Origin of the sequence: Scopulibacillus darangshiensis (assembly GCF_004341035.1) — a bacterium.
Classification (GTDB): domain Bacteria; phylum Bacillota; class Bacilli; order Bacillales; family Sporolactobacillaceae; genus Scopulibacillus; species Scopulibacillus darangshiensis.
Genome location: NZ_SLXK01000011.1, coordinates 18,792 through 32,591, shown reverse-complemented (window position 1 = coordinate 32,591; position 13,800 = coordinate 18,792). Strand labels below are relative to the sequence as shown.

At 42.6% G+C, this 13,800-nt stretch carries 14 protein-coding genes, 2 pseudogenes and 1 riboswitch; of the genes and pseudogenes, 11 read left to right on the top strand and 5 right to left on the bottom strand.

Annotated elements, in window-relative coordinates:
• Positions 1-13: 13 nt before the first annotated feature.
• Positions 14-1,270: a dihydrolipoamide acetyltransferase family protein gene (locus EV207_RS09335; protein ID WP_132745894.1), complete on the top strand. Its 1,257-nt coding sequence runs from the start codon at positions 14-16 to the stop codon at positions 1,268-1,270.
• Between the two features lie 107 nt (positions 1,271-1,377).
• Here the strand turns inward: EV207_RS09335 and EV207_RS09330 are convergent, their stop codons facing one another.
• Positions 1,378-1,641, bottom strand: coding sequence for a zinc ribbon domain-containing protein (locus EV207_RS09330; RefSeq protein WP_132745893.1), 264 nt, complete (start codon positions 1,639-1,641; stop codon positions 1,378-1,380).
• Between the two features lie 492 nt (positions 1,642-2,133).
• Here EV207_RS09330 and EV207_RS09325 point away from each other — a divergent pair, with 492 nt between their 5' ends.
• From EV207_RS09325 to EV207_RS09310, 4 genes are all read left to right on the top strand, one after another.
• Positions 2,134-3,393 carry a M48 family metallopeptidase gene (locus EV207_RS09325; protein ID WP_243647007.1) on the top strand — a complete coding sequence of 420 codons (1,260 nt, stop codon included), beginning with the start codon at positions 2,134-2,136 and terminating at the stop codon, positions 3,391-3,393.
• A gap of 102 nt (positions 3,394-3,495) precedes the next feature.
• The gene (locus EV207_RS09320; protein WP_165886892.1) at positions 3,496-4,263 is read left to right on the top strand and encodes a GNAT family N-acetyltransferase; all 768 of its coding nucleotides are present in this window, start codon (positions 3,496-3,498) and stop codon (positions 4,261-4,263) included.
• A complete protein-coding gene (rpiA, locus tag EV207_RS09315; RefSeq protein ID WP_132745890.1) occupies positions 4,244-4,927 on the top strand; it encodes a ribose-5-phosphate isomerase RpiA in 684 nt (227 codons plus the stop codon). Before EV207_RS09320 ends, rpiA begins: the two co-directional genes overlap by 20 nt.
• A gap of 21 nt (positions 4,928-4,948) precedes the next feature.
• Positions 4,949-6,037 (top strand): D-alanine--D-alanine ligase, encoded by a 1,089-nt coding sequence (locus EV207_RS09310; RefSeq protein ID WP_132745889.1) that lies wholly within the window; start codon positions 4,949-4,951, stop codon positions 6,035-6,037.
• Positions 6,038-6,264: 227 nt separating this feature from the next.
• On the opposite strand, the gene EV207_RS09305 is transcribed toward EV207_RS09310, so the two are convergent.
• Positions 6,265-6,735, bottom strand: coding sequence for a DinB family protein (locus EV207_RS09305; protein WP_132745888.1), 471 nt, complete (start codon positions 6,733-6,735; stop codon positions 6,265-6,267).
• Between the two features lie 179 nt (positions 6,736-6,914).
• Between EV207_RS09305 and EV207_RS09300 the strand changes: the two genes are divergently transcribed.
• Together EV207_RS09300 and EV207_RS23000 are read left to right on the top strand one after the other, a co-directional pair.
• Complete coding sequence (locus EV207_RS09300; protein WP_132745887.1) at positions 6,915-7,712, top strand: EcsC family protein; 798 nt, start codon at positions 6,915-6,917, stop codon at positions 7,710-7,712.
• Positions 7,713-7,774: 62 nt separating this feature from the next.
• Positions 7,775-7,918: a hypothetical protein gene (locus EV207_RS23000; RefSeq protein ID WP_165886891.1), complete on the top strand. Its 144-nt coding sequence runs from the start codon at positions 7,775-7,777 to the stop codon at positions 7,916-7,918.
• Positions 7,919-7,957: 39 nt separating this feature from the next.
• Here EV207_RS23000 and EV207_RS23785 read toward each other — a convergent pair.
• Together EV207_RS23785 and EV207_RS23780 are read right to left on the bottom strand one after the other, a co-directional pair.
• Positions 7,958-8,257 (bottom strand): annotated as a pseudogene (locus EV207_RS23785) (3D domain-containing protein); the annotation flags it as partial.
• Between the two features lie 162 nt (positions 8,258-8,419).
• Positions 8,420-8,875 (bottom strand): annotated as a pseudogene (locus EV207_RS23780) (peptidoglycan-binding domain-containing protein); the annotation flags it as partial.
• A 343-nt stretch (positions 8,876-9,218) separates the two neighbouring features.
• Here EV207_RS23780 and EV207_RS09290 point away from each other — a divergent pair.
• The 3 genes from EV207_RS09290 to EV207_RS09280 all read left to right on the top strand — a co-directional run bounded on the left by EV207_RS09290 (position 9,219) and on the right by EV207_RS09280 (position 10,983).
• The gene (locus EV207_RS09290) at positions 9,219-9,731 is read left to right on the top strand and encodes an acyl-CoA thioesterase (RefSeq protein ID WP_132745885.1); all 513 of its coding nucleotides are present in this window, start codon (positions 9,219-9,221) and stop codon (positions 9,729-9,731) included.
• 20 nt (positions 9,732-9,751) lie between these two features.
• Positions 9,752-10,612, top strand: coding sequence for a gamma-glutamylcyclotransferase family protein (locus EV207_RS09285; protein ID WP_132745884.1), 861 nt, complete (start codon positions 9,752-9,754; stop codon positions 10,610-10,612).
• Between the two features lie 272 nt (positions 10,613-10,884).
• The gene (locus EV207_RS09280) at positions 10,885-10,983 is read left to right on the top strand and encodes a YjcZ family sporulation protein (protein ID WP_132745883.1); all 99 of its coding nucleotides are present in this window, start codon (positions 10,885-10,887) and stop codon (positions 10,981-10,983) included.
• 77 nt (positions 10,984-11,060) lie between these two features.
• On the opposite strand, the gene EV207_RS09275 is transcribed toward EV207_RS09280, so the two are convergent.
• Entirely contained in the window at positions 11,061-11,678 is a 618-nt protein-coding gene (locus EV207_RS09275; protein WP_132745882.1) for an ECF transporter S component, read from the bottom strand.
• Positions 11,679-11,913: 235 nt separating this feature from the next.
• Positions 11,914-12,047: riboswitch (FMN riboswitch) on the bottom strand.
• Between the two features lie 233 nt (positions 12,048-12,280).
• Between EV207_RS09275 and EV207_RS09270 the strand changes: the two genes are divergently transcribed.
• Positions 12,281-13,573: an Nramp family divalent metal transporter gene (locus EV207_RS09270; RefSeq protein ID WP_132745881.1), complete on the top strand. Its 1,293-nt coding sequence runs from the start codon at positions 12,281-12,283 to the stop codon at positions 13,571-13,573.
• The last annotated feature ends 227 nt before the right edge of the window (positions 13,574-13,800 follow it).

The following is a 13,800-nucleotide window of genomic DNA, read 5'->3' as shown; positions in this document are numbered from 1 at the left end:
AAGGAGGGCCCGCATGGTTGATGTTAAATTGCATGATATCGGTGAAGGCATGACTGAAGGGGAAGTCATACATTTGTTCGTGAAAATTGGTGATCACGTTGCCATTGATCAGCCGCTCGTTGAAGTACAGACAGATAAAATGACGGCTGAACTGCCTTCACCCGCTGCTGGGACGGTTCAAGACATTCTTGTCGGTCAAGGTGATGTGATCGAAGTTGGCGCAACGATGGTCATCATTGACAATGGGAAAAGCGAAACCATAAAGAATGTGAAAAGGGAAGCTTCTATACAAAAAGTTTCCTCATCGACAAATGATTCAATGGCGGAAAATGTAGCAATTTCCCGTTCCAATGGGCCTCGCCGGATTTTGGCTGCACCTCATACGAGAAAACTGGCGAGAACCATGCAAGTCAATATTGAGAATATTGAAGGAACGGGAAGGCTCGGCCGGATCACGGATGAAGATGTTGAAAGACACGCCTCGGGTATTAGCGTTTTGTCCGAATCAGCCGCGAGCACAGCGTCAGTAGAAGAACCTGTTACTCATTCTGATGAATCCGGTTATGATGACATACCATTTATCGGGCGGCGCAGGGCGATTGCCAAGAAGATGGCGCAATCATTGTATACGATCCCGCATGTGACTCACTTTGACGAAGCAGATGTAACAGATCTATTGAAATTGAAGGCGACGTTAAAAGAATTGGATGCAGACTTTACGAAGGGCTACAATGTATCGCTTGCCGCCTTTTTCATTAAGGCCATTGCCATTGCTTTAAAGGACTTCCCAATTTTTAATGCCAGGCTTGATGAAGAAAGACAAGTTGTCCGCATGGAGAAGGCTGTTCATATGGGTCTCGCTACGGACACAGAGGAAGGCTTAATTGTGCCTGTCATCAAGCATGTTGAAAGGAAGTCATTATTAGCGATCCATAAAGAAATGAAGGATTTGATCAAAAAAGCACAACAAAATCAGTTGAAGCGGGATGAGATGACGGGCAGCACCTTTACAATCAGCAATGTCGGTCCATTAGGAAGTACTGGTGCGACACCAATCATTAACTATCCTGAAGTCGGGCTGATGGCTTTCCATAAGACAAAGAAAATGCCTGTTGTTAATGACAAGGACGACATTGTCATCAGGTCGATGATGAATCTGTCAATGTCATTTGATCACCGGGTGGCGGACGGAGGCAAAGCGGTAGCCTTCACTAACCGGATTATCGAGCTTCTACAGCATCCGGAAATCATGATGTTAGATTTAAAATAGTATAACTTTTTAGAGGCGCACATTCCATTTCTGGGATGTGCTTTTTCTGTGACCTTGATTAGAGTGGAAGGTGCAAGCGTCCTTGAGCGTAAATCAACGACGCCATGTTACTTCCTCCTAATCCATGGCATATCCGGTTGATATGGATCAACAAGTCCCTCTTTATTAAAAAGAGTTTTTTCCCCGCATTTTGCACAAAAAGCCGCGGTTGGCTTGTTGACATGCTTGCATCCTTTAGATACCAATCCAGGTTCATCAGAACAGCGGTTAATGAGCGGAGCGCCGCATTTCGTGCAATATTTATCCTTATCATCTGAAACATGTGCACACCGGACACATTGATGAATATCTTCTTTTTTTTTGTCAGCCAAGGTGGTAGCCTCCGTTTACAAAAAACTGGTGCTTTATTATATGAACAGACGGAGCTAGGCGTGTTGTTGTCCGGTAAAATAGCCGTTTTAATGGTTTATTCTTTAAGAAAGTTTATTTGGTCATTTTCCCGGTTACCACTAATACAATTAATAATACCCCCAATCCATTTATGGAAGGTGATCGGTGATGTGGCTCCGGGTATTTGCAATTTTAATCTCAAGCTTTTTCTGTTTTACAGGGGCATTGTTGGTTATATTACAAGGTTATGAATTAGGCGGTGCAATCATCAGTTTTATAACAGACTGGTTTCAGAACAAAACGAAATAGAAGGCAAGCGGAGTCTCCCGTAGGGGAGCCTTTTTTGCTGCATTTTCCAAAACAAAGGTCGTCAAACTTTTAAAAAAACTATTGGCAAACCAGCGCCAAGTTCTAAACAAGCTATTTTTGGACTAAACTATAATAGGATGTTCGATTTGGTAAGGAGGGTTAATTTGAAGAAGGTCGCATGGTGGTTTCTAGGCCTGTATGTTGTTTATATCATTGGCATGATTCTGTATTTCTTTGTTTGGACGGACCCGGGTGTTCCGGCTAATGTGAAAGGAACCGCTGCTGATCCAGCGCTTTTTATGACACATAAGCAAACCATTCTAAGCCAGGATTATTCAAGGATCCAAGATTTAATTTATTTCTTGACGATGCCGCTCGATTGGGGCATTTACATTTTTATTCTTGTATTTGGCTTTTCTAGATGGTTGAGAAATCGTTCGGAAGAGGTTAGCCGCTTTTCTTTATTACATACAGCGGTCTATTTTCTAGCCTTATCGGTTTTAACATGGGTCATCTCGTTTCCAATTAATTTGGTCAGCCATAAGATCTCGCTCCATTACGGCATTTCCGTTCAATCGTTTCCGAGCTGGTTAAAAGACGATATAACTGGGTTTTGGGTGAATTGGATTATTATGTTTGTGACAGTGGCGGTAATCTATTTCTTTATTAGGAAGAACCCAAGACGATGGTGGCTGCCGGTTTGGTTATTGTCAATACCATTTGTGATTTTCATGACCTACATTCAACCGGTCGTCATAGATCCACTTTATAATGATTTTTACACACTGAAGGACAGCACTTTAAAGCATGAAATCCTCCATCTTGCCGATAAGGCAAACATTCCGGCCGATAATGTCTATGAGGTAGATATGTCCAAGAAGACCAATGCCTTGAATGCCTATGTCAACGGCGTCGGATCGAATTTACGCATTGTTCTCTATGACACCACTGTCCATCGTTTGGACGACCGGGAAGTCTTGTTTGTGATGGCCCATGAGATGGGGCATTATGTAAAGCATCATTTGCTGTGGGGTGTCGCCGGATCAATCGTGATGGCTTTAGTGGGTCTCTTCATTACGGCAAAAATATTGATATGGGCAACCAGCCGTTGGGGCGGAAGACTTGGTATTCGTCATCCCGGGGACATCGCCTCGCTGCCCGTTTTACTTTTAATCATATCGCTGCTGTCTTTTATCGGATCACCGATAGAAAATGCTGTCTCCCGCCATTATGAGCATGAGGCGGATAAGTATGCGATAAGTCTTACACACGACAAGGAGGCAGGTATATCTTCTTTCCAAAAATTAACAGTCGCAGGGCTCAGTGATGTCAACCCGCCGGCACTTGTGAAGTTTTTCATGTACGGTCACCCGACGATGTTGGAAAGAATCCAATTTATAGAGGGTTATAAAGGTAAAAAGTAAATATTTTTTGGAACAGTCATTTTTCAATATGAGAGATGGCTGTTTTTGCGTTGCATTATGGTAAACTTAAAAAAGAGATGTAAGCGGATAGGGGGAATCCGATTGTCGCTTCTTTCGCAATGTAAAATCGTTCAGAGTCTTCCGCGTTATATGGTCATTGAAGAGCTGTCCAAGTCGTTTGGCATAAGAGAATTTTATCTGCTAATAGATGACCTTTGCGAGATGCGGGATAAGCAAAATATCGCTGCAGTTTCCATAGAATTAGATGACAAATGGGCAAACGAGAAAGCGGCTGTTGTCAGACTCGAGGAGGCCGGTTTAACCGTACAAAGCGTCAGGAAAAGCTTTGAAAGGGGTCTAAAAGCTTGGAAGGGGGCATCAGAACAGGCTAAGAAATTGGGGTTGAAAAGCCTGAATAATCTTTCGGAGCATACTTTTTGCTCGGCATGGCAGAAGACGATGGAAGGCTCATTAAATGCTCCGGGATCTTTTTCCGTTAAAGATGGGCTTTTTGAAGGGTTGAAGGAGGAACTGGGTGAGTCATATAAGGATTCCTGTTTGACGGCATTCCTTGGTGATGATTGCATTGGTGTGGCCGTTCCGCATATTGAACCCGGTACACGTGATGAAGGGCGGCTTTTTTACTTCGGCATCTTGCCTGAATTTCGGAGTGAAGGCTTAGGGAATCTGTTGCATGAGCGCTCATTGGATACACTTAAAGCATTAGGTGCCGCCACATATATTGGCACAACTGATGCGGCAAATGAACCAATGCAACGCATATTTGAAAAGAATGGATGCAGGTATACATATGAAAAAACAACATACAAATGGCAAAGGAGAGACAATAATGGATCGAAAATCATATGAGAAACAGCTTGTCGGTGAAAGGGCGGCTGATTATATTCGGGATGGGATGATCGTTGGACTTGGAACAGGTTCAACCATTGCCTTTACGATAAAAAAGCTTGGCGAACGTTTGAAAAGGGAAACCTTGAACATCACTTGTGTTTCGACGTCAAATCAAACATCTGAGCTGGCGAAATCCTTGGGGATTCCTATGAAAGAGTTGAATGAGGTTTCCCATATTGATTTAACCATTGATGGGGTTGATGAGTTTGATCCACAGTTGAACGGTATCAAAGGCGGCGGCGGTGCTTTATTATTTGAGAAAATTGTAGCTAAAGCGTCCAAAAGCAACATTTGGGTTGCTGATGGGAGCAAAGAGGTGGATATATTAGGCGCTTTTCCGCTCCCTGTTGAAGTGCTGCCATTCGGATCCCAGCACACAGCTCGGGCGATAAGGGAAAAAGGTCTTGATCCGAAACTCCGGATGGACGGAGAAAACCCATACCGAACTGACAGCAGGAACTTTATTTTGGATTGCCACATTGGCAAAATCACTGAACCAGAAAGGCTGTCGCAATGGTTGAATGCTCTCCCGGGTGTCATCGAAAATGGCCTTTTCATTAATATTGTAGGTAAAGTTCTTATTCCGGAAGGTGACAATGATGTCAAAGTGATTGGGAAATAGCTTAGATGAGGATGGTGTGGCATGTCGAAGAAAAAGGTAGCCATTTTGTATGGCGGGAAGTCCGCGGAATATGATGTTTCCATTCAAACCGCTTTCTCTATCATCAATGCGATCGATAAAGAGAAGTACGAGATCATGCCCATTCACATATCGCATGAGGGGCAATGGATTGAAGGGACAGCAATTAAAGACAAACTTGAGCATAAGAGCCAGCTTCTGCTAAGCGAAAAGACCGGCAACGAAATGGCTGCAGGCAAGTGGCTGACCCCCGCTGCTGTGAATCCTGTCCAGTCCAAGCCAGATATTATTTTTCCGCTTTTACATGGCCCAAACGGGGAAGATGGTACTGTGCAAGGATTGATGGAGCTGCTAGGCATCGCTTACGTAGGTTCCGGTGTTCTAGGTTCGGCTTCAGGCATGGATAAGGTCATAATGAAGGACCTCTTTAAGGCCCATCAATTGAATCAACCAAAATATCTTTCCGTTACTAAGTATGAGTGGGAACACCGGCAGTCCGATATTTTTGAAAAAATAAAAGCAGCCATCGGGTGTCCTTGCTTCATTAAGCCGGCAAACCTTGGCTCAAGCATTGGCATCAGCCAGTGCTTAGAGGAAAAGGCGATAATAAAAGCAGTCAATGAAGCATTTTGCTTTGATGATAAAGTGATCATTGAGGAGAAAATTATTGGCAGGGAAATTGAAATCGGTGTTCTTGGCAATGATGCGCTTGCTGCTTCTGTGCCAGGGGAAATCAAAACCGGCGGTGAGTTTTACGACTATCAATCAAAATATCAGGATGGCAACAGTACGCTGTTAATCTCTGCCTATTTAACGGAAGAAATAAGAACAGAGGTCGAGCAAACCGCTTTTAAGGCATTTAAAATACTAAATTGCAAAGGCTTGGCGAGAGCTGATTTCTTTATTAGAGACTCTGACCGGAAAGTCATCATCAATGAAATTAATACTATGCCAGGCTTCACACCTTACAGCATGTTCCCGCTTCTTTGGGAGCACAGCGGTTTATCCTATGCAGACCTCATTGACAGACTGATTAATCTAGGGATCGAACGGCATGAGGAGCGCCAAAATATTCGTTACCGCATCGAATAGCGGCATTTAACGTGGTGTAAATGCGTATTTTCACTGAATTCCACACTTGTCTTTTACCATCCTTCTCATTTTGAATATATTAATATTGGACATGAGATAATTCATGTCACACACCTTACCTCCTCGCTGTTTATAGTCATTTGTTACGCCATGTCATGCCTCCTGAAAAGGACAGCCCGCCCAGGCTGTCCTTTTTGTTAATGTTTAGGGGCAGACCCCTAATTTATTTATGACTTAACCTTTTCCTGTTCCACGACACGCTTCATCGCCTTGATTTCCCCTAAATGGTTTGATTCGTGCATGAGGGTAAGCCCGGCTAATTCGCGAAAAGTTTTTAGTCCCATAAAGGGCTCTTCTAATGTTTGGTCCAGCTGATCATCAGAAACTTCCTTGATGCGGCCCAACTGTTCTTTTAACTGTGCCGTTAGCTCCCCTATTGAAGGTACATCGCCTTTCCAATCGGCCGGCTTTGTGCCGTTCCCGAATAATTCAATGTAGTTTGCCGGAAGATGAGTGGATTTGTGCGGGAAGCCAAGCAAAAATTGTTCACCAACGGTTAAGACATGTCCGATGTGCCAATGGATCGTGTTGTTAAAGCCTTCTGGCTGTACATCTGCAATGTTCTCAGGAATCATTTCGACATTCTTAATAAAATAACCCCGGGTCAATTCAAATTGCTTTTGCATAAACTTATTCATATTTTTTCTCCCCTTCCCAAATAATAAACCATCCTAAATATACCATAATCAGAGTGCAGGTGAAGGGTGATAAGACCTATTTTACCGGCGGACACCTGATAGACACTGGCTTTAATGAGAATAAACCCTTAGGCCATAAGTCAAACTAATAAAAGATACAAGGAAGGGGCAAAGGCATCATGGAATCGGAGAAGTCGTTAAAAAAGGAACTTAAAACCATCAATAAGTGGGAGAAAGATCAGGAAAGAATTTTCTTTTGGGAACACATTGGCCGTTTGCCCTTTGTCTTGTTAGATCGTATCACACCTGCTTTTATCCAGAAAAAGTTGAATGTCCTTATAGGGGAAATTGCCAAATTTGTTGATTATGGCGGGCGTTATCTGGTTAGTGAAAAGGCTGTAGAAAAGCGCTTGGGCGTTCAAGGGTCAGAGAGGATCCGCCAATTACCGCTCGCCGAAATGGATGATGCTGCCAGACGGTTAACACATAATAGGGCAACCTTTGCAAGGATTCAGGGGGCAACAACGGGTGTCGGAGGTGCATTTACATTAGCCGCTGACATTCCGATTTTATTAGGCACCTCATTAAAGGTTTTACAGGAAATGGCTCTGATCTATGGCTATGATCCAAGAAATCAAAGTGAGCGGATTTTTATTATTAAATGCTTGCAATTTGCTTATGCCGAAGCAGCCGGGAAGAAGGCAGTCTTAAAGGAAATCCGCCATTTCCGGAGTCTTGATCATGATGAACAAATGATGTCACAGTTTCAAGGCTGGCGGGAAGTATTTAATACCTACCGTGACCACATTGGCTGGAAAAAGCTCCTGCAAGTTATTCCTATAGCCGGGATGATCATTGGTTCATTTTTAAATAAAGGGATGATTGAGAACGTAGCGGAAACCGGGCAAATGTTTTATAAGAAACGCCGCATTGAAGAAAGGTTAAAAAATATCGCTCAAACTGAGCAATATACATGAATGTTTTTTTATAAAAAACTAACACTAATACAGAACACAATCCATTTAAGGTGGTTATAAATATGAAAAAGAAGACAACGATGATGATGCTTGCAGGATTAGGTGTCGGCGCTTGCGCGGTCAGCATGATGAGAAATAACAACGAGCGTGGGAAATTAAAAGGCATGGCAGATGATTCTTTGGAAGAAAGAAGCATATACAAATAAAGGAAAGCCCGATGGGTCCCCATCGGGCTTTTGAAGCAGTTATTTTAGAATGGTTACTTTAATTTGTTTATTACCCCAATTAGTTGCTTTGTCTTTAGATGAAAAGAAGATGTCTATGCGGTTACCATTAATGGCGCCGCCGGTATCAGCAGCAGTCGCGGTACCATAGCCTGGAACATAGACTTTCGTGCCAAGCGGAATGACATTAGGGTCCACAGCGATAACTTTTGCATTAGGATTAGCTTTTAGATCCAAGCCAGTTGCTGTTTTGCCTGAGCATCCAGAACAGTTTGCTGTATAAGCCGTACTATGAACTGAAATGGTCTTGCCTTCGGACTTAGCTGACTTTTGCTTATCCGGTTTAGGGGCAGATTTTTCAGCAGAAACCTTTTTTTCAGGTTGCTTTTCAGGTTCTTGTTTTGGCTGTTTTATTTCGGTTTTTGCAGCATTTGCATCACCTGGCAGCGCATCCTGATCAATGGATAGTCCGAGAGCGTGTTTGGTCTTTGGTCCGACTAAGCCATCGACAGCCAAGTCCTTTTTACCCTGGAAATCTTTAACGGCATTTAGGGTCAATGAGCCAAATAGACCATCAACATTTCCCTTGTAATAACCAAGCTCTTTTAACTTGTCCTGAATGACGGTGACATCATATCCTTCGTCACCGCTCGAAAGCAGTTCAGGTCCGATCGAATCACCAATTTTCAACGCGGAAAATGTTTTTGAACCGACTATACCGTCAACCGATAGGTCATGGTCCTTTTGAAAATCTTTTACTGCTTTTGTTGTAATCGGGCCATAGTAACCGGTCGATTCTGGGTATTGGAAGTAGCCTTTATCTTTAAGTATATGTTGTAGTTGTGCAACGTCGTTATCTTTTGTTCCCGGGTACAATGTTTGGTCGCCTACAGCTGCATGGCTGATGCTTGGGACTGCAAAACCAATACAAGCTGCCATTGATGCCACCGTCGCAAGTTTTCTAAGCAAGTTCATTAAAATACCTCCTTGAGTCATAGACTCGGTAATTACTAGAGTTTTTGTATGTACTAGAATTTCTAGCTTCTAAATTAAAAAACTCTTAATGAGCATTTTAGTAGGTAAACATCACATACGTGTTTTAATGAGGTTACAATTAGATAACAAAAGCAAACATCAGCCAATTGTTCATGATATCTGATGTCTGTTAGCAATATCCAAAATAACTGTTAAATAAGAGTTTTTCGCCATCTCCGGGACAATTGATTTTAGCTTTAATAATTGCGTATACTTAGACATTATAGGGTTTAAGGGGTGCTGCATTATGGAACCAAAGTATGTGAATGAATCAAGAGCGGTAAAATCATCACATGTTTTACCATTAGATACGAATAATCATGGCACGATGTTTGGCGGGAAATTAATGTCTTACATAGATGATATAGCAGCGATTTCTGCGATTCGTCATGCGAGAAATCTTGTTGTGACAGCTTCAACGGATTCAGTCGATTTTCTGAATCCGATAAAAGAGGGCTACTCGGTCTGTCTTGAATCCTTTGTCACATGGACACATCGGACGTCAATGGAGGTTTTCGTAAAAGTCATAGCTGAAAACATGGTGACCGGAGAACGCAAGCTTTGCGCAACATCATTCCTCACTTTTGTTGCATTAGGCAAAGATGGCAAGCCCACTGATGTAGCCAAAGTCATCCCTCAAAGTGATGAAGAAATTATGCTTCATGAAAGCGCGCCGAGCAGAAATGAAATCCGCCGGTTAAGAAGGGATGACAGCAAGCGCTTTGCCAAGATTTTTACGACGAAAAAGCCTTGGGAATAAGATAAGAATGGGGTGATCTGATGGCTCATAACGTATTTGTGTACGGAACATTAAGAAAAGGTGAAAGAAATCATCACTTACTGGCTGATTCGCCATGTATCGCCGAACAGGCTTGGACCAACGGTCAACTGTTTGCAACGGATTCTTATTACCCAGCGATGATTTTAGGGGAAGATTTGGTATACGGTGAAGTGTATACTGTTACGGATGAGATATTGGCACAGCTCGATGAACTTGAGAACCATAAGGGCGACCCGGAAACGGATTTATATGATCGTAAAGCCACTGCCATTCATACAGATTCGGAGACACTTCAGGCTTTTGTTTATCTTTTAGTAGATAAGCAGCATGAAGTACTCGGCGGCCCTATTTTATATAATGATTGGAAAGTACACAGGCTTTTTAATGAAAAAGAGGACTACTTATATTTTGCTTATGGTTCCTGTATGGATGATGACAGGTTCAAAAAGGCAAAAATCGTCCATTGCTTTCAAAACTTAATAGGCCGCGGTGTGTTAGACGGGTATACACTGAAATTCGCGATGAAAGGTGCGAAAGGCGGGGCCGCAGATATCGTCGAGCATGGCGGCGCTGTTGAAGGAAAGGTATATCATATTAATAAGGAAGGGCTTGCCTATTTATTAATCCGTGAGGGTGTCGAGGCCGGCCATTACCGTCCTGCTATTATATCGTGTCACATTAACGGCGAATTGTCTGACAATGTTTTAACCTTTATTGTATGTGACAAAGCCGAAGAGCTTAAGCCGACAGATATTTACGCAAATGAAATATTGCGCGGCGGAACCGGAACACTAAGTGAAGCCTATTTAGCACAGCTTAAAGAAAAGCTGAAAAACCAATTTAATATGTTGTTTGATTAAGAAAGAAAAGCGCAAGCGCCTTGGTCAGCCCCGAAAAGCACTGGAGGGCCTCTGAGGGGGCTGTTGCCGCCGCAAGGGGACCGAAGTGACTCGAGGGGCTAGGCGCTGAAGCTAGACAAAGCTCTCACAACTTTTTTTATTTTTCTTTCATCCGCCTGAATGGCTTTGTTTATCCGCAGCTGTCCACTCACATTTTTACATTATGACATATGATGTAATGTGAGATGTAAAGAAATCTCCAACCAAATAAATTTAAAGGAGCGATTGACGATATGAGTGGTTATGCAGGCGGATACGGTGGCGGCGGCTTCGCGTTAATCGTTGTTTTGTTCATTCTACTAATCATTGTTGGAACAGCTTACGTTTGGTAAGTCGAGCCATCTATAACAAAAGTGCATAAAACAACAAAAAAGGTCACCTAATCGGTGGCCTTTTTACTCATTTATGATCATCTAACCTTGGGAAGCGTCATTGCTCCTAGCCTAGGTCTTAATCTGATATATATTGGGATGATAATCACGGTTAAGATAATGCCCTTGAGTAAATTAAAAGGCAGAACTGCAAAAACGATCAGTGTCAATAAGTTATGGATCGAATGATTGGCAGCATTTGCCGCAGCAACAGCTTGATCTATGCCGAAGCCAAGGAACATCGCATAGCTTGGGAAAATAATAAAGTAGTTGGCAATGCTCATCACAATGGTCATAATAACTGTTCCGAACAAAAGGCCCCCGATTAATGAGCCTGTTGTTTTTCTTTTTCGATAGATCCAAGTCCCGGTAACAATTAACAAAGATCCGGCGATAAAGTTAGCTAATTCGCCAACCGGCACACCTGTCGCAGATCCGATAAGCAAGTAATGCAAAAGGTTTTTCAAGCCTTCTATTACAATGCCCGCAACGGGTCCAAACATGATGGTGCCTACAATGGCTGGCACGTCGCTGAAATCAAGTGTCAAAAACACTGGAAACAAAGGCATCGGAAAAGAGAATACCATAATTAAGAAAGCAATGGCTGACAGCAAGGCAACACTTACTGTTTGCTTCAAAGACGTTGTTTTCATCAGATCACCTCATTTTTCTTTTTTTTTGAGTCTGATGATAGCGTAGAGGTATTTGCCAAAAATAAAGCCCAAGGAATGAATTCCTTGGGCTTTTTGCTTTGAATTGGATTGTAAGTTGGATCTGCAGGTATTTGATTCACCATTTTTCCATATCAAAGAGAACGATGGCGTCAAGATGCCATGCGTCTGTTATTGATACCATGTTGGTGATGCCTGCTTCCCTCGCATAACCTTACGTATCATCCTTCTCCCATCCAGACTTTACTGTCGGCTCTAGAATTTCACTAGATCCTGCCATTAAAATGGCTCGCGGACTTAGAGGTAAGCCTCATCACCGCCGGTCGGGACTTTCACCCTGCCCTGAAGGAACATCTTATTTAGTTATCTTCATTATAATTGAAAGCATAATGATTTGGCAATAAAATTGTTTTCCACTTCATGACAAGTGATATCGGCGCATTTATCGATCCTTTATTTGGGCAAGATAACAGTTAAAATTGTTTGACTTTATTCGGTTTATTGCATAAACTGATATCAGATATAAGTTTTGCACTTAGGAAACTTTTTTGTTAACGGGTTAATTTTGAGCGGGGAGGAAACATGAAGTGAACGAAAAAACATTATCACGAAAATATACCCCAGGAAAAAGAAATACAACACAATCGGCTCACGCTGCATTGCGTGGTGAAATAAAAGGCTTAAAACGATTTATTCCATTTTTAGGGCCAGCGTTTATCGCTGCTGTTGCTTATATAGATCCCGGAAATTTTGCTACCAATATAACGGCTGGTTCAAAATACGGTTATTTACTGTTATGGGTCATCGCCTTTTCTAACTTAATGGCTGTCTTGATTCAATCACTTTCAGCAAAGCTTGGCATTGCCACAGGTATGAATCTGCCTGAAATAGCCGGAAGAAGATTTCCAAAGCCTGTATCATTTTTTCTCTGGATACAAGGTGAGCTTGTTATTATGGCAACGGATCTCGCTGAGTTTATCGGTGCAGCTCTAGGCCTATATCTGTTATTTAACATTCCGATGCTGCCAGCAGCGCTCATTACCGCAGTGGGGTCATTTGCGATATTGGAATTGCAAAGAAGAGGATATCGTGCCTTGGAAGCGGGTATTGCCTCAATGGTCCTCATTGTCGTCTTGGCCTTTGCCTTGCAAACGGTGCTTGCAAAGCCTGACTCGGCAGCCGTATTAGCAGGCTTCTTGCCAAGATTCGAAGGTATCGACAGCATCTTGCTTGCCGCAGGTATTCTTGGAGCGACTGTTATGCCACATGCCATTTACTTGCATTCGTCATTGACACAGAAGCGGGTTATCGGAAGAAATGAACGTGAAAAGCAGCAAATCTTCAGGTTCGAATTCGTTGATATCGTCATCGCGATGATTATTGCCGGAGCCATTAATATGAGTATGTTGATTGTCGCAGGGGCGCTGTTTTTCAAAAACGGACTCGTTGTAGAAGACTTGGATGTTGCCTTTAACGATTTCATTCATTTGGTTGGCCCGCTTGCAGCAGTGCTTTTCGGAATGGGACTCTTGATCGCGGGACTATCTAGTTCCTCAGTAGGAACGATGTCGGGAGATGTCGTCATGCAAGGTTTTATCAGGCGAAGAATCCCTATTTACCTGCGAAGGTTTATCACGATGATCCCGCCGCTCGCTGTGATCGCCCTGGGTGTGAATGCCACTTATGCTCTTGTCATGAGTCAGGTCATTTTATCTTTTGGCATTGCTTTCGCACTTGTTCCACTGGTTATTTTTACGAGCAATAAGGAGATCATGGGCGGACTTGTCAATCATCGCATCACAACGATTATTGCTTGGTGTGTCGCCGCACTCGTCGTTTTCCTCAATTTGTTTTTACTGTATGAAACAATATTTGCCTAAGCAAAAAAAGGGTCAGACCCCTAGGGGTCTGACCCTTTTTTTATAGGCCGTTTTTCCTTATTGGGGGATTAAAATGGTCATTTTGCAGTATACAATGCTTCCGCTTGCAATGAAATTTTAAAAATTTATGGATCCAATTCCTTAAATTTGTACCAAATTTGTATTTACTATCCTATCTTTAAAGTAAATAATTCCCCCAATTTACAATATTCTAACAAACGTTTAAA

Excerpts from the sequence above, each read along its gene's own strand:
- EV207_RS09305 (WP_132745888.1), bottom strand. The coding sequence starts at position 6,735 with ATGAATAAGTTTATGCAAAAGCAATTTGAATTGACCCGGGGTTATTTT.
- EV207_RS23000 (WP_165886891.1), top strand. The coding sequence starts at position 7,775 with ATGAAAAAGAAGACAACGATGATGATGCTTGCAGGATTAGGTGTCGGC.
- EV207_RS09310 (WP_132745889.1), top strand. The coding sequence starts at position 4,949 with ATGTCGAAGAAAAAGGTAGCCATTTTGTATGGCGGGAAGTCCGCGGAA.
- EV207_RS09335 (WP_132745894.1), top strand. The coding sequence starts at position 14 with ATGGTTGATGTTAAATTGCATGATATCGGTGAAGGCATGACTGAAGGG.
- EV207_RS09290 (WP_132745885.1), top strand. The coding sequence starts at position 9,219 with ATGGAACCAAAGTATGTGAATGAATCAAGAGCGGTAAAATCATCACAT.
- rpiA (WP_132745890.1), top strand. The coding sequence starts at position 4,244 with ATGGATCGAAAATCATATGAGAAACAGCTTGTCGGTGAAAGGGCGGCT.
- EV207_RS09280 (WP_132745883.1), top strand. The coding sequence starts at position 10,885 with ATGAGTGGTTATGCAGGCGGATACGGTGGCGGCGGCTTCGCGTTAATC.
- EV207_RS09285 (WP_132745884.1), top strand. The coding sequence starts at position 9,752 with ATGGCTCATAACGTATTTGTGTACGGAACATTAAGAAAAGGTGAAAGA.
- EV207_RS09300 (WP_132745887.1), top strand. The coding sequence starts at position 6,915 with ATGGAATCGGAGAAGTCGTTAAAAAAGGAACTTAAAACCATCAATAAG.